This is a genomic window from Amycolatopsis sp. A1MSW2902 (assembly GCF_017312175.1).
Taxonomy (GTDB): domain Bacteria; phylum Actinomycetota; class Actinomycetes; order Mycobacteriales; family Pseudonocardiaceae; genus Amycolatopsis; species Amycolatopsis nivea.
The window spans coordinates 618,520-630,843 of record NZ_QJPO01000001.1 but is presented as its reverse complement, the minus strand read 5'-3'; the positions used below and the strand labels follow the sequence as shown (position 1 = coordinate 630,843).

General features: G+C 69.7%; 16 protein-coding genes and 1 pseudogene. 11 read left to right on the top strand and 6 right to left on the bottom strand.

From position 1 onward, the window contains the following. Positions 1-293: 293 nt before the first annotated feature. Positions 294-1,265 (bottom strand): chitinase, encoded by a 972-nt coding sequence (locus DMP23_RS02985; RefSeq protein ID WP_051729071.1) that lies wholly within the window; start codon positions 1,263-1,265, stop codon positions 294-296. Positions 1,266-1,591: 326 nt separating this feature from the next. On the opposite strand from DMP23_RS02985, the gene DMP23_RS02980 reads away from it, so the two are divergent. Next, positions 1,592-2,245, top strand: coding sequence for an NIPSNAP family protein (locus DMP23_RS02980; RefSeq protein ID WP_337820100.1), 654 nt, complete (start codon positions 1,592-1,594; stop codon positions 2,243-2,245). Between the two features lies 1 nt (position 2,246). Here DMP23_RS02980 and DMP23_RS02975 read toward each other — a convergent pair whose 3' ends face one another. Then, positions 2,247-2,690: a nucleoside deaminase gene (locus DMP23_RS02975; RefSeq protein ID WP_337820099.1), complete on the bottom strand. Its 444-nt coding sequence runs from the start codon at positions 2,688-2,690 to the stop codon at positions 2,247-2,249. Between the two features lie 79 nt (positions 2,691-2,769). On the opposite strand from DMP23_RS02975, the gene DMP23_RS02970 reads away from it, so the two are divergent. Further along, a complete protein-coding gene (locus DMP23_RS02970; RefSeq protein ID WP_337820098.1) occupies positions 2,770-3,774 on the top strand; it encodes a helix-turn-helix transcriptional regulator in 1,005 nt (334 codons plus the stop codon). Here DMP23_RS02970 and DMP23_RS02965 read toward each other — a convergent pair. Then, positions 3,721-3,984 (bottom strand): hypothetical protein, encoded by a 264-nt coding sequence (locus DMP23_RS02965; protein ID WP_337820097.1) that lies wholly within the window; start codon positions 3,982-3,984, stop codon positions 3,721-3,723. The two genes, DMP23_RS02970 and DMP23_RS02965, sit on opposite strands and share 54 nt — an antisense overlap. A 30-nt stretch (positions 3,985-4,014) precedes the next feature. After that, positions 4,015-4,593 carry a TetR/AcrR family transcriptional regulator gene (locus tag DMP23_RS02960; protein ID WP_134663593.1) on the bottom strand — a complete coding sequence of 193 codons (579 nt, stop codon included), beginning with the start codon at positions 4,591-4,593 and terminating at the stop codon, positions 4,015-4,017. 89 nt (positions 4,594-4,682) lie between these two features. On the opposite strand from DMP23_RS02960, the gene DMP23_RS02955 reads away from it, so the two are divergent. Continuing rightward, a complete protein-coding gene (locus DMP23_RS02955; protein WP_337820096.1) occupies positions 4,683-5,585 on the top strand; it encodes an NADP-dependent oxidoreductase in 903 nt (300 codons plus the stop codon). Here the strand turns inward: DMP23_RS02955 and DMP23_RS02950 are convergent. After that, the gene (locus tag DMP23_RS02950) at positions 5,582-6,187 is read right to left on the bottom strand and encodes a TetR/AcrR family transcriptional regulator (RefSeq protein ID WP_037814765.1); all 606 of its coding nucleotides are present in this window, start codon (positions 6,185-6,187) and stop codon (positions 5,582-5,584) included. The genes DMP23_RS02955 and DMP23_RS02950 overlap by 4 nt on opposite strands. A 335-nt stretch (positions 6,188-6,522) precedes the next feature. Here DMP23_RS02950 and DMP23_RS02945 point away from each other — a divergent pair. The 7 genes and pseudogenes from DMP23_RS02945 to DMP23_RS02915 form a co-directional block, all read left to right on the top strand. Next, a pseudogene (locus DMP23_RS02945) lies at positions 6,523-6,761 on the top strand (trypsin-like serine protease); the annotation flags it as partial. A 529-nt stretch (positions 6,762-7,290) separates the two neighbouring features. Beyond that, positions 7,291-7,620, top strand: coding sequence for an AbrB/MazE/SpoVT family DNA-binding domain-containing protein (locus DMP23_RS02940; RefSeq protein ID WP_275293929.1), 330 nt, complete (start codon positions 7,291-7,293; stop codon positions 7,618-7,620). Further along, positions 7,617-8,003 carry a type II toxin-antitoxin system VapC family toxin gene (locus DMP23_RS02935; protein ID WP_337820095.1) on the top strand — a complete coding sequence of 129 codons (387 nt, stop codon included), beginning with the start codon at positions 7,617-7,619 and terminating at the stop codon, positions 8,001-8,003. The genes DMP23_RS02940 and DMP23_RS02935 overlap by 4 nt, the downstream gene beginning before the upstream one ends. A gap of 179 nt (positions 8,004-8,182) precedes the next feature. Next, on the top strand, positions 8,183-8,317 hold the full coding sequence (locus DMP23_RS02930) for a hypothetical protein (protein WP_337820094.1): 135 nt from the start codon (positions 8,183-8,185) through the stop codon (positions 8,315-8,317). A 54-nt stretch (positions 8,318-8,371) separates the two neighbouring features. Continuing rightward, positions 8,372-9,004 carry a DUF7711 family protein gene (locus DMP23_RS02925; protein ID WP_275293931.1) on the top strand — a complete coding sequence of 211 codons (633 nt, stop codon included), beginning with the start codon at positions 8,372-8,374 and terminating at the stop codon, positions 9,002-9,004. A 171-nt stretch (positions 9,005-9,175) separates the two neighbouring features. After that, positions 9,176-9,613 (top strand): SRPBCC family protein, encoded by a 438-nt coding sequence (locus DMP23_RS02920; RefSeq protein ID WP_275293932.1) that lies wholly within the window; start codon positions 9,176-9,178, stop codon positions 9,611-9,613. 9 nt (positions 9,614-9,622) lie between these two features. Further along, positions 9,623-10,288 (top strand): HAD family hydrolase, encoded by a 666-nt coding sequence (locus DMP23_RS02915; RefSeq protein WP_337820093.1) that lies wholly within the window; start codon positions 9,623-9,625, stop codon positions 10,286-10,288. Between the two features lie 30 nt (positions 10,289-10,318). Here DMP23_RS02915 and DMP23_RS02910 read toward each other — a convergent pair whose 3' ends face one another. Beyond that, complete coding sequence (locus tag DMP23_RS02910) at positions 10,319-10,939, bottom strand: LysE family translocator (protein WP_134734253.1); 621 nt, start codon at positions 10,937-10,939, stop codon at positions 10,319-10,321. A 230-nt stretch (positions 10,940-11,169) separates the two neighbouring features. Between DMP23_RS02910 and DMP23_RS02905 the strand changes: the two genes are divergently transcribed. After that, on the top strand, positions 11,170-12,291 hold the full coding sequence (locus DMP23_RS02905; RefSeq protein WP_037814769.1) for a S1 family peptidase: 1,122 nt from the start codon (positions 11,170-11,172) through the stop codon (positions 12,289-12,291). Positions 12,292-12,324 lie beyond the last annotated feature (33 nt).

Sequence of the window (12,324 nt, the reverse complement as noted above, 5' to 3'; positions counted from 1 at the left end):
TTCACTCGTTCGGCAGTATCCGCACACGGTGTGTGACGGACGGCAGAACGGGGACCTCCCGGGCGGGAAGGTCCCCGTCGCCAGACCCGGCGGCCGCGATCCAGGCGTGCGCCAGGTGGTTCAGTCCACCGGGGTGACCCGCGAGTCTTCGCTCGAACGGTGCCCGGTTCGCTCAGCTGAGCCGCCGCCGGTTTGATCCGGGCCGGTCGAACCGTTGCGCGGCTTGGGCCAGGTCGGCAGAGCTGTCGCCAACCTGACCCACCTCGCCTGGCTCAACCCAGCCTGGCCCCCGGTCAGCCGTTGTACCCGGCCACGACCTTCGTGAACGCGTAGTTCTCCTGGTCGATCCCGCTGCAGCCGCCGCAGTCGCGGTTTGTCGCCCAGAACGTGACGCGGCCCAGGTGGTGTTCGGCGGCCCAGTCGCGGATCGCGGTGAAGTCCGCGACCGACACGACCTCGCCCGCGCGGTCGGTCTTGCCATTCATCGACGACAGTCCGGCGCGGTGGTAGGCGGTGGCGTCGTCCCAGCCGAACGTCGACTTCAGTTCGCCGACCAGGCCGTCGACAGCGGATTTCGTCATCGCGACCATGTCGCCGCCGTCGGAGAAGTCGAACGGCATGAGCGACCACACGTCGACGTCCGCGCCCAGTGCCTTCGCCTGCGAGACCAGGCGCTTGCCCCAGTCGTTCGGGCCCTGCGGCGTGGTGCCCATGGTGATCACGACGCGCACGTTCGGGTTCTTCTCCTTGACGATCTTGACCGCGCCGAGGATGCGGTCCTGCACCGCCGCGTTCTCGAACTCGTCGGTGTTCTCGATGTCGAGGTCGATCGCCTTGAGGTCGTAGGCGTCGATCACCTTCTGGTACGCGCCGGCCAACTCCTCAGGCGACCCGCAGTTCGGGCCCAGTTTGTTGCCCTGCCAGCCGCCGAACGACGGGATCACGTCGCCGCCCGCGGAGCGGATCTTCTGGATCATCGCGGCGTCGGTCCCGTCGAGAGGGCGGTTGCCGTCCCAGGCGGGGGTGCAGCCGCCGCCGGAAAGCATGAACGCGAGGGTGAACGCGCTGACGCCGGTCGCGTCCATCGCGGCGGACGGATCGCTTTGGCCGCCCCACTGGTACAGGTACGGGGCCGCGAGGACCGGGTCTCCCGCGGCTGAGGCGGTGCCGGTCGCGGTGGACAGAGCGGCGCCCGCGGCGAGCGCCAGCACGCCGAGACGTCCGGCGAGTTTCCGGCGGGAACTGGTGCGGCGCAAGGATTTCATGGGTCCTCCAACGGGGGAACGCGCACCTCGCGGCACGCGTCATCGGAGCACCTGGCGAAGCCGGACGTGGCGGCGGCGCCCCGCAGGCACTCGGGGGAGTGTGTGCGCAGTCACAATGGACTAGACCATTGAGAAGTGTCAAGACATGGACCAGGGTGGGAAAAAACCTCACCGAGGGCGCCGAGGTCGCCGGGAGGTTCCGGGGCGCCGGTCAGCGGGACGATCGGGAAGCGGTGCGTGGCCGGGAGGGCAGCCGAGTCCGCTCAGCGAGCGCGGTCGCGGGGCTGTGTCAGGCTGGAAGGGCGAGCGAGCGAAGTGGGAGCGTCATGACCGAACCGGTCCGGATCAGCGGTGCCGACGTCGCCCCGGAGCAGCAGGCTGTCCGGTACGAGCTGGCGATTCTGTCGTTCCAGCTGCTCGACGGGCCGAAAGCCGTCGAGGGCGTGCTGCCGTGGGTCGAGGGGCACGGCGAACTGCTCGGCTGCTGGCAGACGGAAAACGGTCCGCTCGGCAGGCTGGTCGTGCTGCGCGGGTTCGAGAATCAGCAAGCGCTGGACGAGGAACGCTTGCGCGCTCGGCACAGCCGCGCACCGTTCGGCGGCGGCTGCCTGACCGACCTGTCGCTGCAGAGTTTCGCGCCGTTCCCGTTCGTGCCGCCGGTGCGGCCGGGCAAGTACGGCTCGGTGTACGAGATCCGCGACTACCACCTCCGGCCGGGCGGGCTGACCGCGACGATCGACGGCTGGCGCGAAGCGTTGCCCGCGCGGCATCTGGTCGATCCGCTGACCGTCGTGATGTACGCGCTCGACGGCCCGGACCGGATCATCCAGATCTGGCCGTTCGCGAGCCTGGACGAACGGCTCGCGATCCGCCGCGACCTCTACGCGAAGGGGATGTGGCCGCCGCCGGGCGCGCCGGAGGAGATTCTCGACGCGGACTCGATCATCGCGGTGCCGCTGGAGTTTTCGCCGCTGGCGTGAGTCACGTCGGCTCGCCGATGTCCTCGAACCAGAGCGCCGGTTCCCGTTCGATGAATTCCGTCATCAGGGCGACGCAGGCGGGGTCGTCGAGGAGGTCGACGCGGACGCCGTGGCCGGCGAGCCAGCCGTGGCCGCCGGTGAAAGTGCGCGATTCGCCGATCACCACGTGCGGGATGCCGAACTGCCGGACTAGGCCGCTGCAATACCAGCACGGCGACAACGTGGTGACCATGATCGTGTCGCGGTAGTGCGGGCGGCGCCCGGCGGCGCGGAAGGCGGCGGTTTCGGCGTGCAGGGACGGGTCGCCGTCCTGGACGCGGCGGTTGTGGCCGCGGCCGAGCAGCTTCCCGTCGCGGTCGAACAGGGCCGCGCCGATCGGCACGCCGCCCTCGGCTTTTCCGGCTTCCGCCTCTTCGCGGGCGACAGCGAGCAGGTCGTCGAGCATGCGTCACTTTCGCATGCCGCCGCGACGCCCTGGCGATCGAGGACCGAAGCTGTCCGCGAAGCGTGGCAGAGTGCTCGGTATGTACGGAACCTCCGAACGCCTGTTGCGCCTGCTCTCGCTGCTGCAGGCGCGTCGCGAATGGCCTGGTCCGGACCTCGCGGGCCGGCTGGGGGTCGACGTGCGGACGATCCGCCGCGACGTCGAACGGCTGCGGCAGCTCGGCTATCCGGTGCACGCGACGCCGGGGGTCGCGGGCGGGTACCGGCTGGGTTCCGGTGCGGCGCTGCCGCCGTTGCTGCTGGACGACGACGAGGCGGTCGCGGTGGCGGTCGGCCTGCGCACGGCGGCGAACGGCACGGTGGCGGGCATCGAGGAGACGTCCGTGCGGGCGCTGGCGAAGCTCGAACAGGTGCTGCCCGCGCGGCTGCGGCACCGGGTGCGGGCGATGGATTCGGCGATGGTCCGGATCCCCGGCGGCGGGCCGACGATCGACGCGGAGCTGCTGACCGTGGTCGCGGCGGCGTGCCGGGACAACGAGCGCCTGCGGTTCACCTACGGCACCCACGCGGGCGAGGTGACCGAACGCGACGTGGAACCGTTGCGGCTCGTGCACGCCGGATGGCGCTGGTACCTCGTCGCGTGGGACCTCCGCCGAGACGACTGGCGCACCTTCCGGCTGGACCGCATCGACGGTCTCCCGGTGCCTAGCTTCCGTTTCACGCCAAGGGAACCACCGGCCGAGGACCTCGCTGCTTACGTGTCGAGCCGGATCGCGACCGCGCCGTATCCGCACATCGTGACGCTGCGCGTGTCGGCTCCGGCGGAAGTGCTGACGGCGTGGATTTCCCCGACGACGGCGGTGATCGAGCCGATCGACGACGAAACCTGCCGGATCCGCACCGGCGCGAAAACCTTCGAATCCATTCCGTTTTACCTGGCGCAGTGGGAATTCGACTTCGTGGTGGAGGACGGGCCGCCGGAATTGCTGGACCGCATGGCGAATATCGCGGAACGATTCGCGCGGGCGACGTCAGGCCGGACTTCCGCCGGTGGCGACGGCGAGCAAATCCGCGGCGGCGGTTGACAGAGCTTCGGGGAAGCCGTTGCTGTCGCGGTGTTTCTCGGTCATCCAGCGTTCGGTGGCGAGTCGTAGGACGGAGAGTCCGAGGTCGGTGGCCAGGCGGGCGGTTTGGGGATCGATGCCGCGGTCTTTCAGTGCGCTGGTGAGGGTTTCGGAAATGGTGACGAGTTTGATCAGTTCTCGTTCTCGCAGTGGGGGATTGGCGGCGATCACGGTCGCTCGGCGCAGCAGGAATGGGCGACGTCAGGTAGGACTTCCGCCGGTGGCGACGGCGAGCAAGTCCGCGGCGGCGGTTGACAGGGCTTCGGGGAAGCCGTTGCTGTCGCGGTGTTTCTCGGTCATCCAGCGTTCGGTGGCGAGTCGCAGGACGGAGAGTCCGAGGTCGGTGGCCAGGCGGGCGGTTTGGGGATCGATGCCGCGGTCTTTCAGTGCGCTGGTGAGGGTTTCGGAAATGGTGACGAGTTTGATCAGTTCCCGTTCGCGCAGTGGGGGATTGGCGGCGATCACCGTCGCTCGGCGCAGCAGGAATTCGCGCGGACGGAATACCCGCGGCGCGGTGGCGAAGGCGGCCAGCAGGGTCGGCAGCGCGGGCGTTCCGGGCGGGACGGCGTCGATCGCGGTGACGAATTCGGTTTCCAGTTCCTGGCTGCCGCCGAACAGCACTTCCCGTTTGTCCGCGAACCAGCGGTAGAACGACCGTTCGGTGAGGTTCGCGCGCTGGGCGATCTGCGCGACCGTCGTGCGGTCGTAGCCTTGTTCCTCGAACAACTCCAGTGCGGCTTGCTCGAGCCGGTTCCGGGTGTTGCCCTCCCATCGCGCCATGGGGCCAGTGTAGCGACAGCAGATGCTGTCATCACTCTGGTAGCGTCAGTGACGACAGCTTCTGTCATCACTCACGAGGAGACAGCCGGATGCGCACCCTTCGTTTCTCTGAACACGGTCCTGCGGCCCAGGTCCTGCGGGTCGAGGACGCCGCGGCCCCCGAACCCGGGCCGGGGCGGATCCGCGTCGCGGTCCAGGCGTGCGGCCTGAACCCGGCGGACTGGGCGTTGTGCGAGGGCCTCTTCGCCGGTGACCTGCCGCGCGGGATCGGCCTGGAGGTGTCCGGCACGGTCGACGCTCTCGGCGAAGGCGTGACCGGCGTCGAGGTCGGCGACCCGGTTTTCGGCATCGCGCCGTTCACCGGCCCCACCGCGGGCGCGTCTGAACAGGCGCTGCTCGACACGTGGTTCCTGCGGCCGGACGGGCTCGACGCGGTCCACGCGGCGGCATTGCCGATGGCGGTCGGAACGGCTTACGCGGCGCTCGACGCACTCGGCTCCGGCACCTTGCTTGTACACGGTGCGGGCACCACCACCGGGTTCGCCGCGGCGCAGATCGCGCTCCTGCGCGGGGCACGCGTGATCGTCACCGCGGGCGAAACGCACGCCGCCGCGCTCCGTTCGGCCGGCGCGGAAGTCACCGGCTACCAGGACGGAATCGCCGAACGCGTGACGGCGCTGGCCGGGGGGCCGGTCGATCGGGTGCTGGACGCGGCGCCGTTCAGCGGCAAGGTGGCCGAACTTGTGCGCACGGTCAAGGAACCCGGACACGTGCTGACGCTCGACCTCAGCTCGGACCAGCCCGGGGTCCAGACCATTGTCAGCTCGGGCGCTCAGCCGCGCTACGACGTCCTCGGCGAGTTCGCGTCGCTAGCGGCGGAGGGCCGGTTTTCGATCCCGGTTTCCCGGATTTTCCCGCTGGACGACTGGCGGGCCGCGCTCGAACTGAGCCAGTCGCGGCAGGCGCGGGGCAAGCTGGTGCTGGCGCTCTAGCCCGCGCCGAGCATGCGGAGGACGAGTTCGCCGTACTCCTTGCCGAGTTCAGTGGGGGTCTGGCGGGTCCGTTCGCTGTACCAGCGCGCGACGTCGACGCCCAGCGACAGCACCGCGCGCGCCGCGATCCCGACGTCGCCGACGGTGAACGCGCCGGACTCGACCCCGTCGGCGATCACCTCGCGCACGCGCTGCTCGATCTTCCGCCGAAGCTGCGCGACGACCTGGTATTCCTTCTCCGGCAACGCATTCAGCTCGTACTGCACGACCCGCGCGACCGTGTGCCGCCGCGCGTGCCAGGCGACGAAATCCTCGACGAGCAGCCGCATCCGCTCCACCGGCCCGGTGACGCGCCCGATCACGTCCTCGACGAGGGCGAGCGTCTGCTCGTGCCCGTTGCGGCTGATCGCGAAAAGCAGCGCGGCTTTGGACGGGAAGTGCACATACAGCGCGGCCGGGCTCATCCCCGCCGCGCCGGCGATGTCCCGCGTGGTGGTGGCGTGGTAGCCGCGCTCGGCGAACGACTCCACCCCGGCGAGCATCAGCCGTCGCGCGGTCTCAGGCTGCACGTCGGGCCACAGGTCGGCCGAGAGCGTGGTCATCCGGCGATCCTCCTCTAGTCCCGCGCCGGCCGGTGAGTCCGCCCGTCGTCTGTCGAGTGTAAGCGCTCGCTTTGTGGAGGATTCCGGTGATACATCCCGTGTTCGGGGACGACATACCGACGAGCCTATCCGAGCCGCGCGGTTGAGACGGAGAGAACTAGCACCTTTTGGTGGTCGTGTGCTCGCGCCATGCAGCCGCTGGAGCCAGCCTCCGGAACACCGGCACGCGAGCTGTGCCGAGGGCGAGCTTCCGGCGGTGCCGGCGCGCCAGTTGCCCGGAAGTCTGTTCCGGAGTGGACGGTCGGAGCAGCCGCGGCGACGGGTTTCGGACAAAATGCGGGTCGTCGCTGGGCCTGAACGAAACCATCAACTACGCCCGGGCGCGGTCTACGAAGCGACGCACACCAACGCGTGCGCGGAACGCGGCGACTCCGGCGGTTCGTTCGTCACCGGCGGCCAAGCCCAGGGCGTCACCTCGGGCGGCTTCGGCAACTGCAGCACCGGCGGCGAGACCTGGTTCCAGCCGGTGAACGAAATCCTGCAGACCTACGGACTGTCCCTCGTCGCCGGCTGACCCCGCCGGCTCGCCCGGACTCGGGTGCCGGCCGCTTCCCGGGTCGGCGCCCGAGTCGCGTCGCCCAGCGCGTCTTTCCCGAACCGGAAAACTCAGCCGCCCGGCTGGTGTCGGGGCGACGTCCGCTGTGGACGCAGCCCGAGCGGTCTTCTCGTTGTGGCAAGCATCGGGATCGTCCGGTGTATTTGCAGGACTGTGAATCGGCCTCGCGAAGACCGGACTGACGTGCTGAACCCCAGAGCGAGCACGTTCCGACGTTCCCGCCTGGTACCGGCGGGGTCGTGAGCCGGACGAGAGCATCCGGCTCAGGAAGTCGGAAGCGGCGGCTGAGGTTCGAAAGAGCTGAATTTTCGGTATGCCCGGCGGGTACGCGCGCACGATCTTTGGCGCCGGCTGAGGCCCGCCCGCTGTGCCGAGGTTCACGCGCTTCCGCCGGGTTTGCTCGATCGCCGCCGAGGAATCGAGATCCTCGCCGGACTTCGACACTTTACGGTGGAGGTTCGCTGAGCCCGGCGGTATGCTGAGGAGCATGACGCGCGCAGATCTCATGACGGCGAGGGCCGACGTATCCGTCGCCCCCGACGGCCGGGTGACGATTCCGGCACAGCTTCGGCAGGCGGCGGGGATCTCTCCGGGATCGAACCTTGTCGCCTACGTCGAACGAGGCAGGGTGGTTCTCGAGGACCGCGATCATCTGCTGCAGAGGGTGCAGGACGAAGCGATCGCGGCGGCCCGTGCAGCCGGCGCGGCCGGAAGCGTGACGGATTCCCTGATTGCCGACCGGCGAGCTGAGGCGGCGCGGGAGGGCTCCAGCGGCAATGCGGCCGCGTCAGGCGAGCAGGTGGGGGGTTCGGCGTGACGGCGGTGCTGGACGCGAGCGCGGTCCTCGCGCTGATCTACCGCGAGGACGGCCACGACCAGGTTGCCGCGCAGATCCGAGGGGCGGTGATCAGCGCCGTGAACTTCTCCGAGGTCGTGCAGAAGCTCGCTCAGAACGGCCATCCAGCGCCGGCGGAAGCGGCAGGCGTCGTGCTTTCCCTCGGCGCGACGGTGGCCGCGTTCACCGCTGCCGAAGCGGTAGACACCGCGGTGCTGTGGAGCAGCACCCGCAGCGGAGGGCTGTCGCTGGGCGACCGTGCGTGCCTCGCGGCCGCCCGTAGCGTCCCGGAAGGCCGTGCGGTCACCGCGGACAAGGCCTGGACACGGGTCGATGTCGGCGTGCCGGTCGACCTCATCCGCTGACCGCGCGCTCGGCGGCGTGGCGGGCAGCCTCGGACGGCGGCTGCCGGGACGAGCTGTGGCTCCGGCTTGCCCGGGAACGCGGCGAGACCCGCCCGGACAACGCGATCCCGATTCTGCTCGCGGCCGCGGATCAGGCGATCGAGCACAAGAACCGCGACGCTTACCGCACTGCCGCGCGGTTGCTGACGGAAGCGGGCCAGTTGTCGCGCGGTGCCCGGGCGGCCGATTTCCGGTCCCATCTCGGCGCGCTGCGTACGACGCATCGAGCCAAACGGGCGCTGCGCGAGGAACTCGACCGAGCCGGACTGCCGTGAGCCGTCGTGCGCGGGCACGAGGGCCGAACGACCTTTGGAGGTGACACTCTCGCCATGCGCTACCGCCGAGCCGTCGAAAAGCTGCGCGAGCTGGCCGACGCGTGCGAGCACACGAGACGCCTGCCCGTCGACGAGCCGTTCCTGTGCGCGGCATACGTCTTCGGGGACGTGCTTGCCGGAGCGGATTCCGTCGAGTCCGTCCAGGTCGCGCTCACCCTCGACCTGCCCGCCGAGCAGGTGCCATGGTGCTCGCAACCGCCCGGGACAGCGTGGCTTGCGGACAGCCTGCGGTTGGACAAGGGCGGCTTCGCGTACTGGTGGCGGTCGCGGCACGAGCCGGTGTGGAACCACGTGATCCGTGCGCCGGTCCGGTTCTGGTCGCCCGCCGGACCGGACGAGGCCGTGCTGGACGCCCTGCGCGACCGCCGGTTCGGGGATTTGCCGGGCAACGCGCCGAGCAGCACGGAATTGCGGCGGAGCACCGAAGCGGAACTCGACCGGGCCCTGCGTCAACTCCGTGTCGTGCATCAGAAGTACTGGGATCGGGATTGGCGCCGCGAGCACCGGGGGAACGGCCGATACCCAGAGAACCGCTTGTGGGACGCCGTGGACGGCTATCTCGATCTTCTGACCGCTCTCCGCTGGCCAGACGCGGCGACCGACCAGCCGGGGGATCGCGACTGGTGATAGCCGTGGCGGTCCTCCTGAAGAACGGTGCCACTGGCGTCCAAGAGAACGTCCGGAACGCCAAGGCCGAGCCGGGCCATTCAGCGGAGAGCCGTCCGTTGTTCACCGGTCCTTGAGCCCGAGCGAAAGCCGGGCTTGCAGCGGCCACGCGGCTGGGAAGGCTTCCTCGCGATGGATCCCCGTGCCTATGCGGCGGTCGACCGCAAGATCGGTGCGATCGAATGGGTGCGGCGCGCCGGGGACGTCACCGAATTTCGTTTCGGCAGCAGGCTTCCGGGCATTCCCGGCCCTGCCGCCAAGGTGGTTTCGCGGATGACCCGCACGCCGGGCGAGCGGGTGGACGTGCGATTGCCGCCGATCCCGGCGAATCGGCTGGCCAATCTCGTTTCCGAGTTCAGCGCCAGCTGGGTCTGCGCGGCCTCGGGCGAGCGCACTGCGGTTACCCGGACTGTGCGATGCGGGTTCAAAGGGCCGTTGAAGTGGTTCGCGGAGCCGGTTTTGCGCCGGACACTGCGGCCGGACGTCGAGGACGAGATGCGGCAGGCCAAGGCGGCGCTTGAGTCGTCCGGAGAGATGCCGCCGGTGATTGACTCCCGCGGCGGTGGGTAATCAGTGATCGTGACTGCTTCCCCCATCGCCGTCCTCGACATCGACGGGACGCTCGTCGATTCCAACTACCACCACGCTCTCGCCTGGTACCGGGCGTTGCGGTCGGTGGGCGAGGTGTATCCGGTGTGGCGGCTGCACCGGCTGATCGGGATGGGCGGGGACCAGCTCGTCGCCGCGGTCGGCGGGGAGGAGCTGGAGCGCCGGGCGGGCGATCGGGCCCGGGAGCAGCAGGGCAAGGAGGTCGATGCGCTGCTCGAGGAGATGGCACCGTTGCCTGGCGCGCGCGACCTGCTCGTGGCCCTCAAGGAGCGCGGCCACCGGGTGGTGCTCGCCAGTTCGGCTCAGCAGCGTCACGCGGATGTCTTCCTGGACAAGCTCGACGCGCGCGACCTCGTCGACGACTGGACCACCAGTGCCGACGTCGAGGCGTCCAAACCGGCCCCGGATCTGCTGCAGGCGGCGTTGAAGAAGCTGGGTGCCCCGTCCGACGCGTCCGCGGTCATGGTCGGCGACTCGGTGTGGGATGTCGAAGCGGCGAAACGAGCCGGAATGCCCGCGATCGTCGTCCGCTCCGGCGGTTTCGGCGACGACGAACTCCGGGAGGCCGGTGCCGTCGCCCTCTATGACACGCCGGGGGATCTCGCGAAGGCTCTGGACGACACTCCGCTCGCTTGAGTGGAGCGCCGGAAGCGGTCAGCAGGCCATCTACGCAGCGGGGCGTTCGACGGCTAGGCCGATGCCGAACGCCGCGAGGATCGCGCCGCCCGTCCGGAGAATTGCGCGGACCACTCGTGCGTTGCGCAGCATCCTGGCAGCGGCGCTGAAAACGAGGGCGTAGCTGGTGAGGGAGAGGAAGCCGATCACCGCGAACGCTGCCCCGAGGACCAGCGTGTCGACGGGTCGCGCGCCGTGGTGGAGGAATTGGGGGATGACGCTGGTGAAGACGATGACGGTCTTGGGGTTGGACAAGTCGCTGAGCAGTCCTTCCCGGAACGCGCGCCATCCGCTGCGCGGCCTGCCGGTGGTCAGCGCCGCCAAGTCCGGCCCGGAGCGGGTCAGCAGGAGTTTGCCGCCCAGGAAGATCAGGTAGGCGGCGCCCAGGTAACGGACCACGTCGAACGCCACCTGCGAGGACACCAGCAGTGCGGTCAGTCCGGCGACCGACGCGCCTGCCCAGACCAGGTCGGCTGTCAGCACTCCCAGCGCGGTCAGCAGGGCCGGACCCCGGCCGCGAGCGATCGCGCTCTTGAGGATCAGCATGACCGCGGGTCCGGGAATGAGGACCAGGAGGACGGACAGCGCCGAGAAAGCCGCAATCGAAGACATGGGGACATTGTTGCCCGAGCCCTGTTGATTCCGGTCCGGTTCACCCGTCCCGCCCATCTGAGCGGCGCCGGCGCGCCAGTTGCCCGGAAGTCCGTGCCGGAGTGGACGAACGGAGCAGTCGCGGCGACAGGTTTCGGACAAAACGTGGGCCGTCGCTGGACCGGCTTCGCGCACCCTCCGCACACTCGGCCGACAGTGGGTTTCTTTCCCCCGGCCTTCGAGGAGTTCCGATGCGTCGAAGAATCACCCTCAGCCTCACCGGTGCGGCCGTTCTCGCGGCCAGTCTCACCGCCGTGGTCGCGCCCGCCGCCCAGGCGTCGCCCGGACTGATCTCGGCCATGCAACGGGATCTCGGCCTCAGCGCCGCACAAGCGCAGACCCGGCTCCGGCAGGAGCTGACCGCGTCGAAGCAGATGCCCGCGGCCCAGCAGGCGGCTGGAACGGCCTTCGGCGGGGCCTGGTTCGACCCGGCGCGCGGCAAGCTGGTCGTCGGCGTGACGGACCCGGCCGTGGCCGACGCCGTTCACCGGACTGGCGCGGAAACTGTTCCGGCAAAGGTCACCGCCGCGGCGCTGGACGCGGCGAAGACCGCCATCGACACCGCCGCGAAAGCGAAACGAGCCCCGGCCTCGGTCAGCGGGTGGCACGCGGATCCCCGCAGCGGCAGTGTGGTCGTCACCCTCCAGCCCGGCGCGCACGGTCCGGACGTCGACGCCTTCCTCGCGCGAGCCCGTGAAGCAGGCCCAGTGACCGTGGCGTCCGGTGCCCGGCCGCAGACCTTCTCGGCAGGCACTGTCGGCGGGGATCCCTACTACATCAACGGAAACACCCGCTGCTCCATCGGTTTCTCGGTGCACGGCGGGTTTGTCAGCGCCGGGCACTGCGGCAGCAAGGGCAGCTCCGTCGTCGGCTGGGACAACTCGGCGATGGGCACGTTCGCCGGATCTTCCTTCCCCGGCAACGACTACTCCTACATCACCATCGGCAACGGCTGGTGGACCGCCCCCGTCGTGCTCGGCTGGGGCACGGTCAGCGACGTGATCGTCCGCGGGTCGGCGGTCGCGCCTGCCGGTTCGTCGATCTGCCGCTCCGGCTCGACCTCGCATTGGCACTGCGGCACCGTGCTGGGATTGAACGAGACCATCAACTACGCCCAGGGCGCGGTTTACCAGGCGACGCACACCAACGCGTGCGCGGAACCCGGCGACTCCGGCGGCTCGTTCATCACCGGCGACCAAGCCCAGGGCGTCACTTCGGGCGGCTTCGGCAACTGCAGCACCGGCGGCGAGACCTGGTTCCAGCCGGTGAACGAAATCCTGCAGACCTACGGCCTGTCGCTCGTCACCGGGTGACCCGTCCGGGCTGCGGCATCGGCCTCTTCCGAG

Excerpts from the sequence above, each read along its gene's own strand:
- DMP23_RS02985 (WP_051729071.1), bottom strand. The coding sequence starts at position 1,265 with ATGAAATCCTTGCGCCGCACCAGTTCCCGCCGGAAACTCGCCGGACGT.
- DMP23_RS02980 (WP_337820100.1), top strand. The coding sequence starts at position 1,592 with ATGACCGAACCGGTCCGGATCAGCGGTGCCGACGTCGCCCCGGAGCAG.
- DMP23_RS02975 (WP_337820099.1), bottom strand. The coding sequence starts at position 2,690 with ATGCTCGACGACCTGCTCGCTGTCGCCCGCGAAGAGGCGGAAGCCGGA.
- DMP23_RS02970 (WP_337820098.1), top strand. The coding sequence starts at position 2,770 with ATGTACGGAACCTCCGAACGCCTGTTGCGCCTGCTCTCGCTGCTGCAG.
- DMP23_RS02960 (WP_134663593.1), bottom strand. The coding sequence starts at position 4,593 with ATGGCGCGATGGGAGGGCAACACCCGGAACCGGCTCGAGCAAGCCGCA.
- DMP23_RS02955 (WP_337820096.1), top strand. The coding sequence starts at position 4,683 with ATGCGCACCCTTCGTTTCTCTGAACACGGTCCTGCGGCCCAGGTCCTG.
- DMP23_RS02950 (WP_037814765.1), bottom strand. The coding sequence starts at position 6,187 with ATGACCACGCTCTCGGCCGACCTGTGGCCCGACGTGCAGCCTGAGACC.
- DMP23_RS02940 (WP_275293929.1), top strand. The coding sequence starts at position 7,291 with ATGACGCGCGCAGATCTCATGACGGCGAGGGCCGACGTATCCGTCGCC.
- DMP23_RS02925 (WP_275293931.1), top strand. The coding sequence starts at position 8,372 with ATGCGCTACCGCCGAGCCGTCGAAAAGCTGCGCGAGCTGGCCGACGCG.
- DMP23_RS02920 (WP_275293932.1), top strand. The coding sequence starts at position 9,176 with ATGGATCCCCGTGCCTATGCGGCGGTCGACCGCAAGATCGGTGCGATC.
- DMP23_RS02910 (WP_134734253.1), bottom strand. The coding sequence starts at position 10,939 with ATGTCTTCGATTGCGGCTTTCTCGGCGCTGTCCGTCCTCCTGGTCCTC.
- DMP23_RS02905 (WP_037814769.1), top strand. The coding sequence starts at position 11,170 with ATGCGTCGAAGAATCACCCTCAGCCTCACCGGTGCGGCCGTTCTCGCG.